The organism is Rhodococcus yunnanensis NBRC 103083, assembly GCF_001895005.1.
Lineage (GTDB): Bacteria > Actinomycetota > Actinomycetes > Mycobacteriales > Mycobacteriaceae > Rhodococcoides > Rhodococcoides yunnanense.
Map to the genome: position 1 here is coordinate 28,464 of NZ_BCXH01000014.1, position 22,203 is coordinate 50,666.

At 63.5% G+C, this 22,203-nt stretch carries 24 protein-coding genes; 14 read left to right on the forward strand and 10 right to left on the reverse strand.

What is annotated here, in order from left to right:
- Nucleotides 1-486: 486 nt before the first annotated feature.
- Together RY1_RS20370 and RY1_RS30875 are read left to right on the forward strand one after the other, a co-directional pair.
- Entirely contained in the window at nucleotides 487-1,134 is a 648-nt protein-coding gene (locus RY1_RS20370; RefSeq protein ID WP_072805869.1) for a TetR/AcrR family transcriptional regulator, read from the forward strand.
- Between the two features lie 130 nt (nucleotides 1,135-1,264).
- On the forward strand, nucleotides 1,265-2,545 hold the full coding sequence (locus RY1_RS30875) for a TetR family transcriptional regulator (protein ID WP_072805870.1): 1,281 nt from the start codon (nucleotides 1,265-1,267) through the stop codon (nucleotides 2,543-2,545).
- A gap of 5 nt (nucleotides 2,546-2,550) precedes the next feature.
- Here the strand turns inward: RY1_RS30875 and RY1_RS20380 are convergent, their stop codons facing one another.
- The 3 genes from RY1_RS20380 to RY1_RS20390 form a co-directional block, all read right to left on the reverse strand.
- Nucleotides 2,551-3,330 carry an SDR family NAD(P)-dependent oxidoreductase gene (locus RY1_RS20380; protein ID WP_072805871.1) on the reverse strand — a complete coding sequence of 260 codons (780 nt, stop codon included), beginning with the start codon at nucleotides 3,328-3,330 and terminating at the stop codon, nucleotides 2,551-2,553.
- Nucleotides 3,331-3,394: 64 nt separating this feature from the next.
- Nucleotides 3,395-3,874, reverse strand: coding sequence for a nuclear transport factor 2 family protein (locus RY1_RS20385; protein WP_072805872.1), 480 nt, complete (start codon nucleotides 3,872-3,874; stop codon nucleotides 3,395-3,397).
- Between the two features lie 172 nt (nucleotides 3,875-4,046).
- A complete protein-coding gene (locus RY1_RS20390; RefSeq protein WP_072805873.1) occupies nucleotides 4,047-4,901 on the reverse strand; it encodes a TIGR03619 family F420-dependent LLM class oxidoreductase in 855 nt (284 codons plus the stop codon).
- A gap of 254 nt (nucleotides 4,902-5,155) precedes the next feature.
- On the opposite strand from RY1_RS20390, the gene RY1_RS20395 reads away from it, so the two are divergent.
- Nucleotides 5,156-6,211: an aldo/keto reductase gene (locus RY1_RS20395; RefSeq protein WP_072805986.1), complete on the forward strand. Its 1,056-nt coding sequence runs from the start codon at nucleotides 5,156-5,158 to the stop codon at nucleotides 6,209-6,211.
- Between the two features lie 125 nt (nucleotides 6,212-6,336).
- The gene (locus RY1_RS29800; protein ID WP_072805874.1) at nucleotides 6,337-6,606 is read left to right on the forward strand and encodes a hypothetical protein; all 270 of its coding nucleotides are present in this window, start codon (nucleotides 6,337-6,339) and stop codon (nucleotides 6,604-6,606) included.
- On the opposite strand, the gene RY1_RS20405 is transcribed toward RY1_RS29800, so the two are convergent.
- Nucleotides 6,526-7,116 carry a dihydrofolate reductase family protein gene (locus tag RY1_RS20405; protein ID WP_072805875.1) on the reverse strand — a complete coding sequence of 197 codons (591 nt, stop codon included), beginning with the start codon at nucleotides 7,114-7,116 and terminating at the stop codon, nucleotides 6,526-6,528. The genes RY1_RS29800 and RY1_RS20405 overlap by 81 nt on opposite strands.
- A 162-nt stretch (nucleotides 7,117-7,278) precedes the next feature.
- On the opposite strand from RY1_RS20405, the gene RY1_RS20410 reads away from it, so the two are divergent.
- Nucleotides 7,279-7,887, forward strand: a complete 609-nt coding sequence (locus RY1_RS20410) for a TetR/AcrR family transcriptional regulator (protein ID WP_072805876.1) — start codon at nucleotides 7,279-7,281, stop codon at nucleotides 7,885-7,887.
- A gap of 1 nt (nucleotide 7,888) precedes the next feature.
- Entirely contained in the window at nucleotides 7,889-8,110 is a 222-nt protein-coding gene (locus RY1_RS20415) for a hypothetical protein (protein ID WP_072805877.1), read from the forward strand.
- Between the two features lie 30 nt (nucleotides 8,111-8,140).
- Here the strand turns inward: RY1_RS20415 and RY1_RS20420 are convergent, their stop codons facing one another.
- Nucleotides 8,141-9,373, reverse strand: coding sequence for an FAD-dependent oxidoreductase (locus RY1_RS20420; RefSeq protein WP_072805878.1), 1,233 nt, complete (start codon nucleotides 9,371-9,373; stop codon nucleotides 8,141-8,143).
- A gap of 356 nt (nucleotides 9,374-9,729) precedes the next feature.
- Between RY1_RS20420 and RY1_RS20425 the strand changes: the two genes are divergently transcribed.
- Genes RY1_RS20425 through RY1_RS20450 form a run of 6 tightly spaced genes read left to right on the forward strand, consistent with a single transcriptional unit; the run spans nucleotide 9,730 to nucleotide 15,804 of the window.
- Nucleotides 9,730-10,701 (forward strand): fumarylacetoacetate hydrolase family protein, encoded by a 972-nt coding sequence (locus RY1_RS20425; RefSeq protein WP_218019829.1) that lies wholly within the window; start codon nucleotides 9,730-9,732, stop codon nucleotides 10,699-10,701.
- Entirely contained in the window at nucleotides 10,698-11,822 is a 1,125-nt protein-coding gene (locus RY1_RS20430; protein ID WP_072805880.1) for an FAD-dependent monooxygenase, read from the forward strand. The genes RY1_RS20425 and RY1_RS20430 overlap by 4 nt, the downstream gene beginning before the upstream one ends.
- Nucleotides 11,819-12,844 (forward strand): amidohydrolase family protein, encoded by a 1,026-nt coding sequence (locus tag RY1_RS20435; protein WP_072805881.1) that lies wholly within the window; start codon nucleotides 11,819-11,821, stop codon nucleotides 12,842-12,844. The genes RY1_RS20430 and RY1_RS20435 overlap by 4 nt, the downstream gene beginning before the upstream one ends.
- Nucleotides 12,841-13,779 carry a VOC family protein gene (locus RY1_RS20440; RefSeq protein ID WP_072805882.1) on the forward strand — a complete coding sequence of 313 codons (939 nt, stop codon included), beginning with the start codon at nucleotides 12,841-12,843 and terminating at the stop codon, nucleotides 13,777-13,779. Before RY1_RS20435 ends, RY1_RS20440 begins: the two co-directional genes overlap by 4 nt.
- Nucleotides 13,776-14,759, forward strand: coding sequence for a fumarylacetoacetate hydrolase family protein (locus RY1_RS20445; protein WP_072805883.1), 984 nt, complete (start codon nucleotides 13,776-13,778; stop codon nucleotides 14,757-14,759). Before RY1_RS20440 ends, RY1_RS20445 begins: the two co-directional genes overlap by 4 nt.
- Before the next feature lie 55 nt (nucleotides 14,760-14,814).
- Nucleotides 14,815-15,804: a cyclase family protein gene (locus RY1_RS20450; protein ID WP_245819801.1), complete on the forward strand. Its 990-nt coding sequence runs from the start codon at nucleotides 14,815-14,817 to the stop codon at nucleotides 15,802-15,804.
- A gap of 17 nt (nucleotides 15,805-15,821) precedes the next feature.
- On the opposite strand, the gene RY1_RS20455 is transcribed toward RY1_RS20450, so the two are convergent.
- Together RY1_RS20455 and RY1_RS20460 are read right to left on the reverse strand one after the other, a co-directional pair.
- Nucleotides 15,822-16,754 (reverse strand): LysR family transcriptional regulator, encoded by a 933-nt coding sequence (locus RY1_RS20455; RefSeq protein ID WP_072805885.1) that lies wholly within the window; start codon nucleotides 16,752-16,754, stop codon nucleotides 15,822-15,824.
- Nucleotides 16,755-16,780: 26 nt separating this feature from the next.
- The gene (locus tag RY1_RS20460; RefSeq protein ID WP_072805886.1) at nucleotides 16,781-17,248 is read right to left on the reverse strand and encodes a nuclear transport factor 2 family protein; all 468 of its coding nucleotides are present in this window, start codon (nucleotides 17,246-17,248) and stop codon (nucleotides 16,781-16,783) included.
- A gap of 168 nt (nucleotides 17,249-17,416) precedes the next feature.
- Here RY1_RS20460 and RY1_RS20465 point away from each other — a divergent pair, with 168 nt between their 5' ends.
- On the forward strand, nucleotides 17,417-17,758 hold the full coding sequence (locus tag RY1_RS20465; RefSeq protein ID WP_072805887.1) for a DUF1801 domain-containing protein: 342 nt from the start codon (nucleotides 17,417-17,419) through the stop codon (nucleotides 17,756-17,758).
- A gap of 65 nt (nucleotides 17,759-17,823) precedes the next feature.
- On the opposite strand, the gene RY1_RS20470 is transcribed toward RY1_RS20465, so the two are convergent.
- Nucleotides 17,824-18,981 (reverse strand): beta-ketoacyl synthase N-terminal-like domain-containing protein, encoded by a 1,158-nt coding sequence (locus RY1_RS20470; protein ID WP_072805888.1) that lies wholly within the window; start codon nucleotides 18,979-18,981, stop codon nucleotides 17,824-17,826.
- A gap of 149 nt (nucleotides 18,982-19,130) precedes the next feature.
- On the opposite strand from RY1_RS20470, the gene RY1_RS20475 reads away from it, so the two are divergent.
- On the forward strand, nucleotides 19,131-20,753 hold the full coding sequence (locus tag RY1_RS20475) for a diguanylate cyclase (protein ID WP_139279932.1): 1,623 nt from the start codon (nucleotides 19,131-19,133) through the stop codon (nucleotides 20,751-20,753).
- 4 nt (nucleotides 20,754-20,757) lie between these two features.
- On the opposite strand, the gene RY1_RS20480 is transcribed toward RY1_RS20475, so the two are convergent.
- A complete protein-coding gene (locus tag RY1_RS20480) occupies nucleotides 20,758-21,318 on the reverse strand; it encodes a nuclear transport factor 2 family protein (RefSeq protein ID WP_072805890.1) in 561 nt (186 codons plus the stop codon).
- Nucleotides 21,319-21,404: 86 nt separating this feature from the next.
- Nucleotides 21,405-22,193, reverse strand: a complete 789-nt coding sequence (locus RY1_RS20485) for an enoyl-CoA hydratase-related protein (RefSeq protein WP_072805891.1) — start codon at nucleotides 22,191-22,193, stop codon at nucleotides 21,405-21,407.
- Nucleotides 22,194-22,203 lie beyond the last annotated feature (10 nt).

A 22,203-nucleotide genomic window follows, 5' to 3' on the forward strand; every position in this document is an offset into this window, starting at 1 on the left:
CATCCATCCTGGGTGGGGGATTGAAGTCGGTTCTCGATTTTCGTCAGCGCACGAACGAAGACGGCTCGCCGCCGAAGTGTTGTGGCTCTCGACAAGCACCAGCGTGCGTCAGGCAATTCGGCTTGCCTGCGCCGCAGGGGTTGTGCGTCGGCTCCCGATTGCGCGGTCGGGAGCGAGTCGTTCAGTGGCTACTGCGTCCACGTGAACAGCTTTTCACCGTTTGGTGAACTAGGCGAACCGTACAACGTGATCGTCGACACGTCCAGAGAACGCTAGCGGTGAGCCCGGGGCGTATTTCTACTCGCGACTGCCGAATGGGGCCCGACCTGCCTCTATACCGGAGTTGAATGGATCCATGCGAAAAATCGGGTGAGATGCCCGTGCCGAGAAGGCGAGGTCGACGCGCGTGCCGGCACGCTGTCGGGCACGGCGTGGTTCACTGTTCGGTATACATACCGAGCGTAGAAAGTCAGGGGTTCGATTTCGATGTCGACAGCGTCCGAGGTAAGCGGCCGCCGCGGAGCACGTGGCGGCGACGTGCGCGGGAACATCCTCGCAGTGTCCATGGCCGAGTTCGCGGCCAAAGGTTTCACCGGTGCCAGGATGGACGACATCGCACTGCGAACGAATACGACGAAGAAGATGATCTATTACTACTTCGGCGACAAACAAGGCCTGTACAGAGCGGTTCTCGAGAGTGCGATCGTCAGCATCCGAGCCGAAGAACAACGTGTGCATGTCGACGAGCTCGATCCTGTCGATGCACTTCGACGCGTGGTCGAGCTGACGTTCGACTACCACGAGCAGAATCCGGATTTCGTCCGTTTGATGGCGAACGAGAACACGCACAGGGCGTTCTACCTGGGGCAGTCGAGCGAGCGAAGTGAGTTGGCGGGGCCGGCGCTGGACCTGCTGTCCGACATCTTGCAACGTGGCCGTGAATCAGGTGTGTTCAAAGAAGGTATCGACGCCGTAGATCTTCACTTCACGATCACCAGCTTCAGCTTCTTTCGCATCTCCAACCAGTACACCTTCGACTGGTTGTTCCAGTTCGACCCCGTTGCGCCCGAGAATCGAGAACGTCTGCGAAAAATTCTGACCGACATGGTCATCGGATACGCGACACTCATGTGATCCTGTCGGGCAAGACCACCATGGAATCCGACGTCCTGAGGCCACGGCGATCCGCTATGCTGGGCCTGCTCGCTCGTAGTCCCGCAGAATCCAGTGAACGAACATATGAACCGAGACCGAATTCACCACTATGACCTCTGAGCCCTCGAGCTCCGAAAATCGGCCTGCATCGTCGCGCGCACAAGAGATTCTGGCGATCAGCGCGGCCCTTTTCGAGAGGCGCGGCTACTCTGCCACCACGATCACCGACATAGCCGATGCGGCCGGCGTGCTCTCTGGAAGTCTCTACCACCATTTCGCATCCAAGGACGCGATTGCGGTCGCCCTTCTGGAAGCGCTCGACAACGATCTTGCCGCCGTGGCGCACAAGGCCCTCGCCGTCGATGTCGCGTCGTTGGATCCCGATCGGGCTCGCGCCCATCTTCGTGATCTGACCGAAGCGGTGGTCGACACCAACCTCCGTCACGCAGCCGCCGTACGGCTGCGAGCGTACAACGCACCACTGGTGGCAGGGCCCGCCCTGCGGCTTGCCGTTCGCTCCGATTCCACGATGCTCACCCGCGCGTGGTCCCTGGCTCTCGATGCCGCCTTTCGCGACTCCGACGACCGGCACCGCCGCACTGACTTGATGCAGTTCACTTTCCAAAGGCTCACCCTCACTGCACGACTGGAGGATCCATACAGCACCGACTCTTCGGTGATCGCGAACCAGATATACGACGTGCTCGTCAACGGACTTCTGGTGACCGCGCCGGCTGATTCCGTCCTCGACGCCTCCGCTGCTCGCAGACAAGCGGATAAGGCAATCGCTGTGTGGCGCAAGTCCGCTGCCGTCGTCAGCGACGACAAGGAGCGGATACTTGCGGCGGCACGCAGCGAATTCGCTCGGCACGGATACGATGCGAGCACCATCCGCGGGATCGCCGAGGCTGCGGGAATAACGATGGGCACTCTGTACCGCCGCACCGAATCCAAGGAAGCAATCCTGCGGGAAATACTGCAGCGCTACTCGGATCATCTCGACGACGCCGTCCTCGGACTCCTCTCGGATGTCACGTCCGTCGTCGAATCGTTGGATGCGCTGGCGCGTCTGTTCGTGCACGCGTCTCGCCGATTCTCGGACGAAGCCGAGATCGTGAAACTCAACTGGAATGCGCACAAGGACGAGACGGACCCGTTCCACGATTATGTTCGCAGCACGGTCGAACGAAGCCAGTTGCTGGAGAGCGTGATCGCTGCAGGTATTCGCGAGGGCAGCGTGCGTGGGACGGGCACCGCAGAAAACATCACGCCGCACTTTCGGCAGATCATGTGGTTGCCCTACCAGACGTTTGCACGAACGAGCGAACGGACAGCACACGCTTTCATCCGCCGCGAAATTCTCGGCGGTACCGGCCGGAAAGCCCTGTAACAGGCTCAGTTCGGCATGATCGAACCGGCATCGACGACGATCGACTGGCCGGTGATCATCTTGCCTGCATCCGATGCCAGGAACAACGCCAGGTTGGCAACGTCCTCAGCGGTGCTCCACTTCTTGAGGGCCGTACCCTCCACGTTGAGGGCATACTGCTCGTCGTAGGTATTGCCCTGCTCTGCAGCGATTCTTCCTATGTAATTACGCAGGAGTTCGGTGTCGATGGCCCCGGGCACGATGCAATTGCAGCGCACCCCGTAGGAACCCGCTTCACTGGCAACCACTTTGGTGAATGCGCGCAGCGCAGCCTTCGCAGACACGTAGTGGCTCTTGCGATGGACCGCTTTGTACCCGGCCGTCGACGAGAAGTTGATGATGGCACCGGACCGCCGCTCGAGCATCGACCTGTTGAGGACTTCTCTGCTGCACAACATCGCACCGGTCAGGTCGATGCCGATCGTCTGGTTCCAGTTCTCCAGAGTCTGCTCCCAGATGTACTTGTCGGTGCCGGGCGACGCCGCATTGTTCATCATGATGTCGACTTTGCCCCAGCGACTCATGGCAGCATCGACCATGGCTGCGACGTCTTCTTCGCTTGTCACGTCGGCGCGGATGGCGACAGCGTTGTCGCCGATCGCAGCTGCCGCCTTCTCGACGAGTTCGAGCCTGCGCGCCGCGACGACGACCTTTGCGCCTTCGTCCGCCAGCATCTTGGCCATCACAGGACCGAGTCCCGTGCTTGCACCGGTGACGATCGCAACCTTGTCGGTGAAACGCCCCATTACCGATCCGCCCTTTGGAAGTTCGTCGTTGTGGCGTCGTGATGTCCGAGGGGAAGCGCGGCACTCATACGAGGCCCTTGCGCATGGTGTCGTGGGAATCCTCGGAACCGTCGAGGACGCGGTTGAAACGCTCGACGATGCGCCAGCCCTCGGGCGTGCGGGCGAGGGTGAAGTGATTGATGGCCGCGCGCCAGATCATCCATTCCTCGTCGCGCTTGAGGATGACATAGCTGTAGGCGACTGCCTCTGCGGTGTCACCGTGAAGCGTGATTCTGGGCGTGGCGGTCAGGTGAGAAACGCCGGTGTGCACGAGGCGCTGATGGGTATCGCTGCTGTACATGTGTTCGATCTGCGCACGGCCGGTCTTGACGAACGTGCCGCCCGGGTTGTAGCTGCCGTTCTCGGTCCACAGTTCGGACGCGGGTTTGCCCGACGCGCTGTCGACCGCCGGGCCGTAGGTGTTGAGCAAGCGGATTATCTCCAGCTGATCTTCCGCCGCGAGAAGGCGTTGTTCCAACTCGTCGAGGCGCTCTTCGATACTCATCGGTCTCCCTGCTCTGCGAAATTCGATCGATTGCCCGAGCCGGTCACCTCGCTCGGGGCGACTCTCGACGTGATCACTGCTCGATAATGAACCAAGAACTTGCTCCACTGCGAGACTGTAACAGTAGGTGACCGGTGCCACAAGGATTGGTCTGAGCTGCAGTTCTCGAGTATCAGCCGTTCACGGCATCGATCAAACGCTGGACGCGTTCGAGGCCCAATTCGGGGGGTTCGACACCGGGCTCCCACGCTTGCATTCGAACCTCGTCGATGCCCAGATCCTCGAAGCGCTTGATGTCATCAGCGGTGGACGTGGGGGAGATCCGTAGAGCCACGGTCAATGGTTGCTCGGCCCGCTCGCTCGCCGCACGTACCGCTCGCAACCGGTCCAGCCGGGGTTGCACCGATTCCACCGTGTGGTCCAGTCCGATCCAGCCGTCGCCGACTTCTGCTGCGCGCCTGAGCGCGCGGGGGCTTTCGCCGCCGACGAGAATCGGTAGCAACGCGCCCTGGGGTGGCTTGGGTTCGAAGTGAACCGGGCGAAACGAGTAGTGCTCACTCTCGTGACCATAGGTACCCGCGGACCACAAGCCGCGGAGAATATCGATGATCTCGTCGGTCCTCTTGCCGCGTGAGGCGAAGTCCTGACCCACGGCCTCGAACTCTTCCTCCATCCATCCCACGCCGACGCCGAGCACCGCGCGGCCACGGCTGACGAGATCGAGCGTGCCGACCGCTCGGGCGGTCACATGCGGATCGCGCAGCGGCAGAATGTAAATGCTGGTGCCGAGTCGCATCGTCGTTGTTGTCGCTGCTGCGGCGCTGAGCAGTACCCATGGGTCGTGGGTAGGAAATCCCGTCGACACCGGCGGGCGGCCGTCCGACTTGTAGGGATAGGTGGTGTCGATGGACACCGGCCATGCCAGGTGCTCGGGCACCCATCCAGCCGCTACGCCGATCTGCTCGGCCGACCTGGCGAACTCCGGGACATCTGCCGCATCGACGGCGAGCGGGATTCCGAACTGCATCTGATTCCTCTTCCTCGACGCCGTGGCCGACGCTGATACACGCGCATCTCTTCAATATTTATACCTTCTAATTATTTTTACCATAAGGGTTTGGATCGTCCGGATACCGATCGGACATGTTGCCTCCAATAGGAGCATTAATCTCCGAACGGAGAGGTACCGTCCGTTCTCTGTTACGGTGTGCTCATGACCGGCACGCACTTCGCACCGGTACCGATAGATCCACCGGTGCCTATGGATCCAAGGAGCAGTTGATGCGCTACGCCACTTTCGGACGACGCTCAGGCCTGCGGGTCTCCGAATTCGCCCTCGGCACTGGCAATTTCGGAACATCCTGGTCCAGCGGCACAGACGCCGCGGAAGCCCGCGGCATCTTCGACCGATTCGCCGAGGCCGGCGGAACGTTTCTCGACACCGCGGGCATGTATCAGGCGGGTGAGTCCGAGAAGATCCTCGGTGATCTGCTGGGCTCGGATCGCGGTCACTTCGTCGTCTCGACCAAGTACGGCGCCAGCGATACGGCCGAGCCCCATGTTTCCCTGACGGGTAGCGGACGTAAGAATCTACTCGCCTCGGTGGAGTCGAGCCTGAAACGGCTGGGCACCGACTACCTCGACCTGCTGTGGGTGCATTTTCCCGACGGGGTCACCCCGATCGACGAAATCGTGCGTGGCATGGACGATTTGGTGCGCTCCGGCAAGGTTCACCACGTCGCGTTGTCGAACTTCCCGGCCTGGCAGGTGTCGGCTGCGGCGACTCTGGCGGACCTGCGCGGATGGGCTCCGATTGTCGGAATCCAAACCGAGTACAGCCTGGTCGAACGCACCGCCGACCGCGAACTGTTGCCCATGGCCGAGAGCCTCGGCCTGGCGGTGAACCTGTGGTCGCCGCTGGCAGGTGGGCTGCTGACCGGCAAGTACCGCACCGGCGACACGGGCCGCGCGACCGATCCCGACCGCTTCGTCCTCCCGGAACACTCCGCCCAGCGCACCGTCGTCATCGACGAGGTGTTGGCCACCGCACAGGAGACGGGCGCCAACGCGGCGCAGGTGTCGATGGCCTGGCTGCGGGAACGCGGCGAACGGTCCGCTGCCACGCTCATCCCGATCGTCGGACCGCGCACGCTGGCTCAGCTCGATGACTATCTCGGTTCGCTCGACGTGACGTTGTCCGCCGAGCAGTACACGCGCCTCGACGAGGCCAGCGCTGTCGAACTCGGTGTCCCACACTGGATCAATGCCCAGATCCGGCCGAACCTCCTGGGCGGTGCACCGGAGCGATTCGTCGGTCCGGTCACCCCGATCGCATGATCACAGCGGCATCCGTGTCGACGCTGGACCCGCGGTGATGGTGGCTACTGGCCGTCACGTCCCTGGCGCAGCGCGTCATCCTTCTCGACATCACGATCGTCACGGTTGCCCTTCCGTCTGCCCAAGTGGCACTGAACATCTCGGACGCGAACCGGGAGTGGATCGTCACCGCGTACGCGATCACCTTCGGCGGCTTCCTGTTGCTGGGCGGCCGACTCGGTGACACCTTCGGTCGACGTCACGTGTTCGTAGTGTTGTCGACGGTCGGCATCGATTCGAGCTTCGTCGGGGTCTTCGGTCGATTTCGCACCTGTTCAGTTCGGCGATCGGCGCACCCGATAGCGCAGGTGCAGCACCCGGTTGCCCTGCAGGGCAACCTCGGGATCCTCCAATAGATGTTGCGCGTGGACCGACCCGAAGTAGCGTTTGCCGGACCCGAACACGACGGGTGCGACGTCCATGCGTACCTCGTCGATCAGGCCTGCAGCGAGAACCTGGCCACCGACGTCGCCTGCGGCGACCTCGACGACGCGGTCGCCGGCAAGCGCGCGGGCCTTGGCCACGGCGGACTCGATGCCGTCGACGAAATGAAACGGAGCCTCGGGGTCCCAGCCGTCGGGCTTCGGTCGGTGTGTCACGACCACGACGTGGTCGACACCGCCCGGAGGCTTTCCGTCCCAGCCTTCCGTCATGTCGAAGACGTGGCGGCCGACGATGGTCACCCCGATCTGATCCCAGTACGGCCGGGTGTAGTTGTAGGACGACTGCGATACCTTCAACACGCCGCTCTCGTCCAACGGCACATCACCGCTGATCAACCAGTCGAACAATGGCCCGGGCTGGTCGTTCTCGTCGGCGATGAAGCCGTCCACCGACACCGAGCCGTACATGACCGACTTGCCCATCGTGCGCCCCCTGCGTTTGGATGCCCCCAAAGTAGCGTGTTGATTTCCGTTCGGACAGTGTCGGCCGAATACGCGCGCGCAGTTGAACGGAGCAAACGTCTCCTTTCGGAGCGCGTCACTCCTCATGGAGTGTGGTCATCCGATTCGAGCTATGGTGTGTACATGACGATCGCCGAGGACGAGGCACCGAAAGAACGTGCAGACTCGCGGCGTAAGCGCCTGCGACTGATCGAGGCCACACGCGCGGCAATAGCCGAGCATGGACTTGCGGCGTCGACGACCGACATCACCGAACGCGCGGAGGTAGGCGTCGGCACACTGTATCGGCGTTTCGGATCCAAGGAAGCGCTGGTAGCCGACGTGCTGCTCGATGGCCTCGCGGAAATCGAGGCATGGGCAACTGCAGCGCTGGAGGATCCCGATCCATGGGCGGGCCTGTCCGATTTTCTCTACGCCTTCACCGAAGCTCAGCTGAACAATCTCGGTCTCGCCGAGTTCACCAGCGGCAATACTCAAAAGCTCCCCACCGAGGTCATCGAACGCAACGCGGTGCTCGCCGATCTCATCGACCGAATCGTGCGACGGGCCCAGGACCAGGGCACGTTGCGCGACGACGTGACGTGGCGGGACATCGTGTTGATCTCCCTCGCTCCGATCGGCGGGGACGAATGCCTGGGAGCCAGAAGAGGCAAGAGTCAGTGGCGACGAACAATTGCCATTGCCCTGGACGGCCTCCGTACCCCCACCAAAGGCGTCCTGCCCCCGGAGTGACGTGCGGAGTGACCTGGTGCTGGCTGTCCCGTTCGCGCTCGAGTCCGCGACCAGGATACCGAAGATCGCGGAGCGGTTCGGAACGTTCGTCTCACCGATTCAATTGCCCGCGTGGATCACCACTGCATTACTCGTCGCCGGGATTCTCGCTGCCGTCGAACGAGCTCTCACGCTGCGCCGCAACAAGATTCTGGACGTGGAGACGGTCTGGACGGCCTTCTAGCGCCGTCCGCCGCATCCACAAGAGAACGGTTCAGCGCGTTGCGACTCGAAACGACTGCTCGGCAGTGTCGATCACGTTCAGTTGCGCAATGATCTCTTTGGGGCTCGACTCGCCGACCACTTTCTGCAGTAGCGGAGTCCGGTCCAGAATCTGATCACGCAGGATCTGCAGCGGTGCAGGTGAATGGTGGAACATCTTGCCCAGAAAATAGGCTTGCTGCGATTGTCGGGCCGTATGTGGCCTGCGGGGCGTCTCGTAGGCCACCAGTGCTGCTTCGACGGCGTGCTGTTCCGTCAGGTCGACGCCGGCGAGTCGTCGTCCGAGGAAGTACCCGTCCTCGGTCGCCATCCCGGCTCCGTACGCCGCGTAGGGAGATGTCGGGTGGGCTGCGTCCCCGACGAGGGTGACGCGGCCCGACGACCACTTCTTCAACGGCTTCCGGTCGCGGATCGGCCAGCGCTGCACGGTGTTCGGATCGGTAGCTGCGACCAGTTCCGGCAGCGGTGAAGAGAACTCGCGAGCCAGCTTCGTGGCGTCGTCGTACAGATTTCCCGAGTATTCCGTCGAGGCGTCGTGTGCCTCGAGAACCCACCACTGGAAGCCGCTTCGGCCCTTGCTGCGTATCGATGTCCATGCACCCTGCACGGTACGACTGTGCGACAAGATGCACAGTCCCGCCTGTGCGCCGGTGTTCTCGGAGAAGGTGAAGCCACCGAAGATGTGGAGATTGTGTTCACGCTTGGGTTTCTCACCCCACAGGCTGCGCCGGACCATCGAATCGATCCCGTCTGCGCCGACCAGGACGTCGACATGCTCGACGCTGCCATCGGTCATCGACAGCCGCACGCCGTCGCCGTCCTGTTCGAAGCTGTCGACACCGCGATCGACTTGAAGGACGCCGTCCGGTAGCGCGTCGACGAGCCGCTCGTACAGATCAGGACGCAGCAATCCGATGAAGCCACCACCGTAGTCTCGAATTATCTCTTCCGGCAGATCTACCCGAACCCGGCGTTTTCCGGCGGCACTGCGGAATTCGGTGTAGCAGGGCGACCCCAGATCGTCGGTATCGACGCCCATGAGAGCCAGTGCCTTGATGGGTGGCGGCCACAGATTGAGAATGTTTCCGGCCGGTCGCGCTTGCTTGTACCGCTCCAGCAGAATGACCTCGTGCCCTGCCTGGTGGACGGACAGTGCCGTGGCCATGCCCGCGGGCCCGGCCCCGATGACAGCGACGCGTCCACGAGCGGTCGATGGTTGTGCCATTGTGCAGTCCTTTGTTTGCGGTCGTCTTCGACGAGATCGTGCAGCAGATCGACGAAACGTTGAATGCTGGTGTGCAAGAGAGCTGGAGGGCATCGAACGGCAGCCGCCGCGGATGCGCGAAGGAGCAACAGCGTCGCCACACCGTAGCGTGCGCCGCGCAGTCGACAGTACATTTCTGATCACCATCTGACGCCTACCGTTTCCGCGGACGACCGCGTACAGGCGTGAGCAGCGGCTATAGATGCGACGGATAGCCCGCATCAGCAATTGCGCTTTGACTGACAGTGACGATGCAGGCAGTGTCGTCGGCATCACATCCCGTCGACGAAAGTAAGTCACCAGTGGATACTGCCTCCTTGCCCGTCCCTGCCTTCGCACTCGGCACCGTCGCCGTACACGGTGTCAACAGAGCGGTGGTCCTCGCGGGCGACCATGTGCTGCAGATCGATTCGATTGCGGACGGGCTCGGGCTGAGCGCCCCGGTCACGGTGCGCGACATCCTCGACGAGTGGGAGCGGCTTCTTCCTGCACTACGCGACGCTGCTCGATCCGAGGACGGGGAATGGGTTGCGCTGGCAGAGGTGACGGTGACGGCACCCGTCGAACCTCGCCAGATTCTTCAAGCCGGTGCGAACTACCGCACACATGTCATCGACTTGGCGGTCAAACACACCGACATCGCAAAGGGAAGGTCGGAACAGCAGATTCGGGACGAGACCGCCGCCATGATGGACAAGCGTGCCGCAGAGGGTGACCCGTACTTCTTCATCGGGCTGCCGTCCGCCGTCACCGGTCCGTACGACGTCGTCACCCTGCCCGCGGGAACCCGCAAGAACGACTGGGAGCTCGAGCTCGTCGCCGTCGTCGGCGCCCGCGCTTTTCAGCTCACGCGCGAGGAGGCCCTGGGCGCAATTGCCGGGTACACCATCGCCAATGACCTGACCACGCGCGAACTCGTGTTCCGAGCCGACATGCCGGAGATCGGCACCGACTGGTTACGGGCGAAGAACGCGCCGGGTTTCCTCCCACTCGGGCCGTGGATCGTGCCGAAGGAAGACGCAGGCGAGGTGGCCGAGATGCGGTTGACCCTCGAGCTCGACGACAAGGCGATGCAGGACGAGTCCACCAAGGACATGCTGTTCGATGTGGCTGCGCTGGTCTCGGCAGTCTCACAGACGGTGCAGTTGCTTCCGGGAGATCTGATCCTGACCGGCAGTCCGGCCGGCAACGGTATGCACTGGGGCAGATTGCTGCGCGACGGCGACGTCATGACCTCGACCATCACCGGGCTGGGGTACCAGCAGACGCCCGTGGTGGCGTCGTCATGACCTCGGTGCTCGTGATCGGTGCTGGTCTGGCGGGCTGCGCCGCGGCCATCGCGTTCGCCGAGGGCGGTGCCTCGGTGTCGATCGTCGAGAAGTCGCCCCGCGACAGCCTGACCGGGTCGGGTATCACACTGCAAGGCAATGCTCTTCGTGTCCTACGAAGGCTCGGAGTGCTACAGAAGGTACTGGACCGCGGCTATCCGTTCGACTCGCTGGGCATACGAGCGCCCGATGCCGACGCAACATTGTTGGTCGAGATCGCCGATGCCCGAACGGGCGGTGCCGATCTGCCTGCCGGCATGGGAATGGAACGGCCGGTGCTCGCCTCGATTCTGCGCAGTGCAGCCGAAGAGGCCGGTGCGAGCATCGAATTCGAGGTTGTGCCCACCGAGTTGAGTCCGCACCCGGCGGGTGTGACCGTCGGCTTCTCCGACGGTTCGACGAGAAACTTCGATCTGGTGATAGGTGCCGACGGTGTGCGGTCGTGGACTCGTCGCACCGTCGGTGTCGATCTCGATCCCCGTCCCACCGGACTGGGAATCTGGCGAGTGTTGGGCTCTCGTCCCGGAGGCATCACTCGGACCGAAATCTGCTACGGGGGTCCGGGTTACCTTGCCGGATACTGCCCGACCGGAGACACATCGTCCTACGCCTACATCGTCGAGGACGCACAGGATCGTTCCGCTCAGACACCGCAGGAACGCCTCGCGGTGATGACCGGCCTCGCCGGGAAGTATCACGGCGTCTGGAAAGAGATCACTGCCGAACTGACCGATCCGGACGCAATCAACTACACCTGGTTCGAGACCCATGTTCTCGACGGCCCGTGGCATCGCGGCCGCATCGTGCTGATCGGGGATGCAGCACACAGCTGCCCTCCGACCGTCGCGCAGGGTGGTGCTCAGGCACTGGAGGACGCGGTTGTGCTCGCCGACATGGTTCTGGGCTCGGAGAGAATCGACGACGCCCTGCTCGACGCCTATGCCGCCCGTCGGCTTCCGCGTGTCCGCGCGGTCGTCGAAGCGTCCGTGCAGATCTCGGATTGGATGCGCGAACGCGATCCCGCGGCCGACATCCCTGGTGTGATGGGCCGCGTGGCAGCTCTGGTCAGCGAGACGCCGTGAACGCGCCGATCGTGGATGTGCACGCCCACGCGCTGATTCCCGAAATCGAGGCCGTCGTCGCCGGGCAGCCGGGGCTCGATGCGCACCGTGAGTTGGATGCACTACGCAACGGTGCCGAATCGGCTGCCGTGTCCGGGAAGATGGTCGCGGCACGGATTCCGCAACTGACCGACCTCGACCGTCGTCTCGCAGACATGGATGCGGCCGGTGTCGACGTGCAGGTGGTGTCGGCGTCGCCCTCGCAATACCACTACTGGGCTGACCGCGAGCTCGCTGACATCGTGACGAGCAGCGCCAATCGGGCACTGGCCGCCCTGGTTGCGGAGGAGCCGTCCAGGCTGGTCGGACTCGGTCTCGTGCCGCTGCAGCACCCGGATCGGATGGTCTCGGCTCTCGACGACGCGGTGCTGACCTGTGGACTTTCCGGCGTCGAGATCTCGTCGTTCGCGCCGGGCGTCGAACTGTCGGACGAGCGTCTCGAGCCGTTCTGGGCGCGGGCCGCCGAGCTGGGTGCCGTGGTGTTCCTGCATCCGTTCGGCTGCTCGCTCGACACGCGGCTCGATCGTTTCTACCTTGCGAACACCGTCGGTCAGCCGGTCGAGAACGCGGTAGCGCTGTCGCACATCGTGTTCGGTGGTGTGCTCGACAGACACCCCACTCTGAAACTGCTCGCGGCCCACGGCGGTGGTTATCTGCCCACCTATCTGGGCCGTTCGGATCATGCGTGGGAGGTTCGTCCCGAGGCGCGAGGTTGTCTCGATCGTCCGAGCAGTTACCTGACGCGAATCACCTTCGACTCGCTGGTGCACGGCACCGGCGCGCTGGCTGCCCTCGTCTCAGCAGTCGGTCAGGAGTCGGTCGTACTGGGATCGGACTATCCATTCGACATGGGCAACACCGACCCGGTCGGAGAAGTGCGCCGTGCCGATCTCGGGGATCGCGCGACCCGATCCATCCTTGGCGCCAACGCCGTTCGCCTGAATTTGTCCGCATCTGCAGCAGGAACAGGAGCCACTCCATGAGTAGATTCGCGTTCACACACCTTCGCCATGTCGATCTCGCAGTACCCGACTATCGGAAACAACTCGACTTCTACACCCAGCAGTGGGGCCTGACCAACGTCGGAACCGACGGCGACGTCACGTATCTCGCAGCCGAGGGCTCACCAGAGCAGTACGTGGTCCGCATCAGGAACAGTGCGGAGAAACGACTCGATCTGGTGTCCTTCGGAATGTCCGACGCCGCGGCCGTCGACGCGTTGGCCGAACGGCTCGGTGTGGGCGGGGTAACGCTGATCGGCGAGCCGAACACGCTCCAGACGATGGGGGGCGGCTACGGATTTCGGTTCTTCGACCTCGACGGCCGGACGGTCGAGGTGTCCAGCGACGTTGCGGTGCGTGAACACCGCAAGGTCGAGGAAGGCGAGTCGATACCGGTCAAACTGTCGCACGTGGTGCTGAACTCGCCCAACCCGGAGGCGACAGTGGCGTACTACGACAAGTGGTTCGGCTTCTCGTTGTCCGATACTTTGACGCATCCGCACATGGGCGAGATGATGTGGTTTCTGCGAACCAATCCGCAGCATCACAGTGTGGCCATTGCGCGCGGGCCGCACGTGTCGTTGCACCACGCATCGTTCGAACTCCGCGGACTCGACGAGTACATGCGGGGCACGGGCAAGATGCTCAGGGCGGGAGTGGAGAAGATCTGGGGCCCGGGGCGTCACAAGGCGGGGAACAACACGTTCTCCTACTTCCTCGATCCCAATGGCAACACGATGGAATACACAACGGAGCTGGAATCGATCGACGAGGACACCTGGCATCCGCACCTGCTCGACATGTCCGCTCCCGAGGTGGCGGATCAGTGGGGAACCGCGAACGCGATGAACGAGTTCGTCGCAGCGAAATCGTTCAACGACCCCGACAAGGGCCTGTTCGTGGCGCCGCCGGTATGAAGTTCGCAACGTGTCTGCACGCAGGAGCCGAGAAGAGCGGCGTCGTGAGCGGCCGGACCGTGCACTTCCTCGACGGTACGATGCGCGAGTTGATCGACGCCGGTCTGCGCCATGCCCTGGATCTTGCGGACGAGGCGCTGCAGCACGACGGAACCGACTTGTCGGACGTGCAGCTTCGTGCCCCACTGCAGCCGTCGACGATGCGCGATTTCGTGGCGTTCGAAGAACACGTCGAGGGAGTTCGGCGCAGTGTCGATGGGCAGGAGGGCGTCGTCGACGCATGGTACGAGGCCCCGCGGTTCTACTTCACCAATCCGTACACCGTCACCGGGCCCGACGAGGTGATTCGGCCTCCTGCTCTGTGCCAGGCACTCGACTTCGAGCTCGAGGTCGCGGCGGTGATCGGCAAGGCCGGATCCAACGTCACGGTCGAGGCTGCGTCCGACCACATCTTCGGATACACCATTCTGAACGACTGGTCGGCGCGGGACATACAGCGTCGCGAGATGCAGGTGAGCCTCGGCCCGTCGAAGGGCAAGGACTTCGCGAACACGTTGGGGCCGTGGATCGTGACCGCGGACGAGTTCGAGAATCGCCGCGACGCAGACGGATTCATCGATATCGAGTGCACCGTCGACGTCAACGGAGCGCGCATCGGCCGCGACTCGTTGGCGAACATGGGATGGACCTTCGAGGCGTTGGTCGCGTACGCCTCGCGTGATTCGTACGTACACACCGGTGACGTGCTGGGAAGCGGAACGATCGGGAACGGAGGGTGCCTGGCGGAGCTGTGGGGAAGGTCGGGAGAGCAGTCGCCGCCGCCCCTGCACTCTGGAGACGTGGTCACCATGACGGTGGAGGGGATCGGAACGCTGAGCAACGTTGTCGGACAGTCCACTCCGGCCCCGCCGGTACCTGCAGCACGTCGGAGCGATCACAGCGCCATTCGTAATGCACGGCGGATTCCGAGTCCGAATTGATGCATCGTGTGCCTGTGTACCAATGGATGGGACTTCAGAATGCGAGGCCCGAGCTGTGACCGGAACCGAGATCCAGATCTCTCTCGATCGCTCCGATCCCGAGGGGGAGATCGCGAAAGCTGCACGACGCAACTCGAATTGGGGTAGGTGGGGTGAGGACGACGTCCGCGGCACGATGAACTACCTGACCGATGACAAGCGAGCCGCCGCAGGCTCGTTGATCCGGCGGGGCGTGTCGTTCTCGCTGTCGCAGAGCTTCGACATGGACGGCCCGCAGAAGGGGTGGCGTCGGCGAACGAACCCGGTGCACACCATGCTCGACACCGGGACCGACGCGGCGGCGGGACTCCAAGGATTTCCCCACGGCATCGGCGGCGCCGACGACGTGGTGTCGATGCCCCTGCAGTGCTCCACCCAGTGGGATGGATTGGGGCACATATTCGATCACGGCGTGGCGTGGAACGGAAGGCCGGCAGGAGAGGTCGTGACGTCGTCGGGTGACGGGGTCACCGGCATCGAGACTGTCGCCAACGGCATCGCCGGACGCGGCGTGCTCGTGGATGTCGGAGCGGTGTTCGGCGAGGCAGGCGAGCTTCCAGACGGGTTCGCGATCACCACCGACCACCTCGCGCGCACGATACGGGAGCAGGGTCCGTCGGCGGAGATCGCGCGCGGCGATCTGGTGTTGGTCAGAACCGGACAGCTCTCTCGTGCCCGCCGCCTCGGCTGGGGCGACTATGCGGGCGGTCCAGCACCCGGCCTGTCGTTCACCACCGCGGATTGGTTGCACGACAGCGAGATTGCTGCGATCGCCACCGACACCTGGGGGTTCGAGGTGCGGCCGAACGAATTCGATGTAGCGTTTCAGCCACTGCATCAGGTAGCCATTCCCAACATCGGACTGTTCCTGGGTGAGATGTGGGATCTCGACGAGCTGGCCGCCGACTGCGCCGCAGACGGGGTGTACGAGTTCTTCCTGACTGCTGCACCGATCCCGGTGACCGGAGCTGTCGGTGCACCGGTGAATCCGATTGCCGTGAAGTAAGTGCTCCCGACCGGTGGCTAGAGATGGTCGCCGGTCGAGAGACTGGCTGCGCGCGCGACGATGTCGCGCAGAAAGGTGTGTTCGGGGTCGTGGTCGTTGACCGGATGCCACCACATGGCTTCGACGAGGGTTCCCACCTCGATCGGACACTGCATCGTACGAACTCCCGAATCGACGGGGAGCGAGTACGTCAGCCGTTCCTGCAACAACGCGATGCGAGTGCTTCCTGCGACCAAACTGGGCACGGTCATGAAGCTTTCGGTCACGACCTGGACGTGCTGCTCGATACCGAGTAGTCGGAGTTGGCGATCTGCCGGGGTAGCCGCGGACTGCCCGTGGAAGACGACGACCCACGGCGATGTCCGTAGATCCTCGACCGTCATATCCGCTCCGAGATGGTCGTTGTCCGCGGAGACGACCATCACCCATCGGTCTCGGTAGAGGTCTTGGTGTGGCAGGTCGGTGACGAATCCGTGGGGCATGAGAATGAGATCGGTTCCGACGAGTGTGTGTTCGGCATGCTCGACCAGGTCCGTGTACGTGGGGCGAAATCTGAGGCGGGCACGGGGGGCTTCGTCGGCCAGTAGTCGGACGATCGTGTCACCGACGACAGTGATGCCGTAGTCGCTCGCGAGGATCGAGAACTCACGTGTGGAATCCGACGGCGTGAACTCCGGCCGAGCCGAGAACACTCGCTCGACGCCGTCCAGAGCCAGACGCACCCGCTGCCGCAGCTGGGCCGCCAAGGGCGTCAGGTGGTACTCGTTGCCGACTCGGTAGAGCAATTCGTCGTTGAAGTGACGGCGCAATCGCGCCAGGGACGCGGACAGCGCAGGCTGACTCAGGCCCAATTGACGCGACGCATTGGTCACGCTTCGGTGGTAGAGCAATGCGTCGAGTGACACCAGCAGGTTCAGATCGAGATTCGTGACGCTGGCTACGTTTCGCACCGTCCGAGCATAGAGCGGGATATCGACTACGGGTGCAGGTCGGCGACCATCTGCAGTCGCGCGAACTTCCATCCTTCACCGGTACGTTCGAGGTCGGCGCGATAGAAGCCGATGCTGTAGGGGAAAAGCTCTCCGCCGGAGATGGATACACCTTCGGCGGTCAGGTTGGGCACCACTCGATAGGCGATGTACCGCGCTTCGAGTCGGGCCGTGTCGCCGGTGACGTCGATGAGATAGTTCGAGGTGACGTGGTGATTCCACGAGGTCGCCCGTTGGGCGGCATTGGCAGCGAGGGTCCGGACGCGCTCGGCGATCTGCTCCCTGCCGACACTCGCGGCCTCGAAGATCTGCACGGACGCGCCGTTGTTGATGAGGTATTCGACCGTTGCGTCGGCGAGGAAGTGCTCTGCCTGCCCCTCTGCATCTCGGCGATCGACTGCCCGCGTGTACTCGGTGATCACTCGGGAGATCTGGGCGTCGTCGTCACGAGGCATCGATGATTCAACTCTCTGGGAATGGACTGGGGCAGGTGAATGCACTGGAACCGCCGTCAACGTAGCACAGATCGGAGATCTGTACTCCGTTCGGAGTGGTCCGATCCAGCCGATCGGCCTGCGCCGGATCATAGGCCGAGAGATGAAGCCGCGTTAGGATCGTCGACCATGAGCGAGGACTGGCGAGTCGAGGCGGTGTCGAAGATCCGCGATCTGATCGAGACCGCGGCACCGGGCGTCACCGAAGAGATCAAGTGGCGGAAACCGTCCAACCCCGACGGTGTCCCGACCTTCAGCCTCGACGGGCTCGTGTGCACGGTGGAGACCTACAAGGACAAGGTCAAGGTGACCTTCGCGCAGGGCGCCTCGCTGGACGACCCGTCGAGTGTCTTCAATGCCAGCCTCGATGCGGGCACCCGCCGGGCGGTCGATATCCGCGTCGCGGACACGCTGAATTCCGATGCGTTCGCGGCTCTGATTCGCAGTGCGGTGGAGTACAACCAGCGCTGACGCCGCGAGAACGCTCGGCGGCCGGCGAACCGGCCCCCGAGCGATGATCCCGAGCTATCGGGTTGTCAGGCCGGCGCGAATACCACCACGGAGTTGTGTCCTCCCATTCCGAGCGAGGATTTGACGGTCAGCCCGGCCTCAGCGGCCGTGAAGCCGTCGAGCAGTAGCGGGTGGCCGTCCGCTACGCGGGGCGCCGCGGGAACGAGGCCGTGTGCGAATCCCAGTATCGCGGCCGCAGTCTCGATGGCCGAGGCTGCGCCCTGGCAGTGGCCGGTGAGTGGTTTGATCGAATACACCTGCGCCTCGGACCGCAGCACCGTCTCGAGCATGGCTGTTTCGGCTGCGTCGCACTGCGCAGTACCGGGTCCGTGCGCGTTGAGATACCTGACCTGATGCGGCGCCGCGCCCGCGTCGGCGAGCGCATCGTCGAAGCACTGACGCACCTGTGTCAGATCCGGGTCGATGGAGGTGGCGTGAAAGGCGTCGTGCGACATCGATCCACCCAGCATCCGGGCATACGAACCCGAGGATCGTCCGGTGAGGACAAAAGCCGTTGCGGCTTCGCCCATTCCGAATCCTTGGCTGCCTTCCTGGAACGGTCGGCATCCGTCCTGGGGTTCGACATCGACGACGCCGACCCCCAATTTCACGAAGTGTTCGACGTTCTCGGGCGTCAACGACAGGTCCGTCGCCACGAACACGACATCGTCGACGAATCCGGTGTCGAGCCACATCTTGGCGGTGATCATGCCGGCGTTTCCGGATGCACACATCGCCGAGACGTTCATGGCGGGGCCGTGAAAGCTGTACTCCTGCATCAGCTGTGACACCGGTGTCGACGGCATCAACGTCAGATAGTCGCGGACCCGGCGCCGGCCGTCGTCGCGTAGGTAGAAGTTTCGCCATTCGTCGACTTCGCCGAGGACGACGGCATGAACGAGCCCTACCCGCCGCCCTGGACGCCATCCACGCGCGAGGGCGTCGTCGATGGCTTCACGTGCGGCTCCGCGCAGCGCTCGCCCGAACCTGCTGGTGCCGTCACTGTCCTCGCCGCCGGCGGGCACGGTGGCCAGCCATACCGGATTCTGCCCCGGCCGCTCGTGATCGTGATGCAGTGTGGCGGCAGCTTTACCCGACGCCAGGCCGTCCCACAGCGAGGTCGTACCCCAGCCGTATCCGGATACCGCGCCGACGCCGGTGATGTCGATGCCAGAAGATGTCATGTTCAGTCGTCCAATTCTGTGAGGGGTGAGCCGGAAGTCGGCCCGCACCTTGAATTAACGCCTGAAACCGACCCCAGGTCCACACCGGGAAACCTCACATGCGTCTCGAAGCGGACACAGGTCGGTCCGTGCCGCCAGAAGTGGTGTAATTGTCTTCGATCACGGACGAGGAACGCGAGGACCGGATGATGTACCCAGGGGAGTGCGATCCATCCGGTGCGCTCGATCTGGCGGCTCGCTATCGAATGTTGGTCGAGCACACTCCCGACGCGATCGTCGTCCACCAGCGGGGGCTGATCGTCTTCATCAACTCGTCGGGCCTGCGGTATCTACGCGCAGATTCCGTCGATCGAATCCTCGGCCGTCCGATCACGGACTTCATCGCGCCGGAGTCGATCGGGCCGATGCTCTCGCGGATCGAGGCCCTCGGTAACCAGGGTGGGGCGAGCGCGCCGTCGGAGGCGACGGTGGTGGCCCTGGACGGAAGCACGCTGACGATGGAGGCAGTGTCGGTCCGGACATCGTGGAACGGAGAACCGGCTTTTCAGGTGATCATGCGTGATCTGACCGAGCACAAGGCGGCACAGGACGCGCTTGCGCACCAGGCGGCATTGGTCGAACACGTGAGCGACGCGATCATCGGTGTATCCGAGGACGGAACGGTATCGAGCTGGAATCCTGCCGCGGAATCGGTGTACGGCCGAGCAGCGTCCCGCGTTCTCGGCGGCGACGTCTCGGCAGCCGTCGGCGTACCGTGCGACCCGTCGGCAATCCTCGCCGCGGGGGGACGAGTCCGCGACACCCACCGGCGGTCCGACGGTACAGCCCTGGCGGTGATGGTGTCGGCGGCCGAGATGGATCGCGGATTCGTTCTCGTGTGCGCCGATCAGACCGCGGTGCGCCGAGCCGAAGAGCATTTCACCGCTGTCGTCGAGTCCCTCGACAGAGGTGTCGTCGTCTTCGATCACACCGGGCACATCTCGTCGGCGAATCTCGCTGCCAAGACCGTCCTCGACGTGCACGTCGGTCTGGCGACCTCGGGTCCTGTGCAGTCCCTTCCGTTCGTCGTCCACGGCACCGACGGACGCCCGATAGGCCCGGACGAGCATCCGGTCGCACTCACTCGACTGTCCGGCGAACCGTCCACCGCGGTGATCGGCATCGAACGCAGGCGCGACGGAAGAAAATTCTGGTTGTCGCTGACCGCGACACTCCTCGATCCCGGGGTGCCGACGTCGGCGATCGTCGCCGCGTTCAGCGACATCACCGAGCAGTATCGCGCAGGTGTAGAGCTCGAGCATGCCGCAACCCACGATCACCTCACCGGCCTGCCCAATCGAACGCTGTTGCTGGCTCGACTGGACAACGAACTGGCCCGGCCTGCGCGCCGGCGTGAACTTGCGGTGCTGTACATCGACCTGGACAATTTCAAGTCCATCAACGACCGCCACGGTCATGCGGTCGGTGATGCAGTACTCGGGGTGGTCGCACAGCGGTTGACCGATGCGCTGCACGAGAATTCGTTCGTGGGTCGTATCGGCGGCGACGAATTCGTCGTCGTCGTGCCGGATGGAATCGGCGACGAGGCACACCGCGTACGCACCGCGCTGTCGGCTCGAATGTCAGTGGCCGGACGGACACTGACAGTGGAGGCCAGCGTCGGATGCGTACTCGTCCCGCCAAGCGATGACCGAACTGCCCTGGACATCCTCAACGACGCCGACCTCGAGATGTATCGAGCCAAACCGGCTCAGCCGTACGGCATTCGGTGACCGCCTACGTACCGCCGCTGAGAAACGCGATACTCGGGTCCGACGAGCCCCATCCGCCGGAGACGTATCCGCCGTGCTGCCAGGAGCCAGACGGAAGCGAAGTGCCACAGACGTTTCCGTCGGTGAAGTCGTTGACCACGACGCGCGAGAATATCTTCCACGTGCCGTCTCGTCGCTGAATGTGGTCGAGGAAACGGCCGACGACGAGTCCGACTCCGGCTTCCGCACCGGTTCCATGTGGAACGTAGGCGAGGAACGATGCTTGTACTTTCGCGTCGTCGGCACCGATTCGGTGGACCACGATCGTCGTGACATGGTGCTGGAAGCCGGGACCGACTGCAGGCGGACTGTCGGTTCTGGCAGCGTGAATCCTCGAGTACATGTCGTGCATGTATTCCTGGGCGTTGCCGTTCCACATGTCACCGTGGTGATCGGTGGCATCCGGCCAGAAGACACCGAGCGCGACGTCGAGGTCGCCGTGATCGACGGCGTGTGCGTACCGCCCGAGAAGATCCTGAGCCACGAGGTACAGAATCAGATCATCGGTGACTTGTGGTGATTCCATCGTTCTGCGGGCCTCTCGATTCGATCGCATCGCGCAGAACTCAAGATATCATTTAGATGTTTACGACGCATCGAAACGCTCCGGAATCAGCGGCCCGACCACCGAGGTGGACGCTTCTCGAGAAAAGCGCTCACGCCCTCGTGCCTGTCCTGCGTCGCCATCACCGTCGCCGTGGCCTCCACGCTGCGCCGCCAGGCGGTAGCGTCGTCCGCCCATGTGGTTTCGATCATGATCGCCCGAGTCTCGCGAACGGAGACAGGGGCGTTCGTGGTGATCCGCTGCGCCAGAATCCGAGCCGTCTCCAGGGCGTCGCCCGGCATGCACGACGCGTTGACCAGTCCGTACTCCACGGCAGTGGCGCAGTCGATCGAATCGCCGGTCAGCGCGATCTCCATGGCGCGGTTGAACGGAATCTTGCGCCCGAGCCGAAAGCTGCCGCCCGCTGACGCGACGAGTCCGGACCTGACTGCGGGTATGCCGAACGTCGAATCGGTGGAGGCGACGACGAGGTCACATGCCAGTGCGATCTCGGCGCCCTCTGCCGATGCGGGACCGTCGACCGCGGCGATGAGCGGCGTGGTGCGGTCTCTCTCGACGAGCCCAGCGAGCCCGGCATCTCGGGTATGCGCCGGGGCGGCCTCGTCGCGGCCGACTGCGAGCTGATCAGCGCCGACACAGAACACGGGCGGTACGCCGGTGATGATGCCGACCCAGACATCGTCGTCGGACTCCAGCGCGTCGATGGCCGCACTCAGACCGAGGGCGACCGGACCGTCGACGGCGTTGCCTGTGCCGGGGCTGTCGATCGTGATGGTGACGATGTGTCGGTCGATCTCGTAGCGCACGAACTCGCCGGTATCGGGCGTGATGGTCATGTATGTGCCT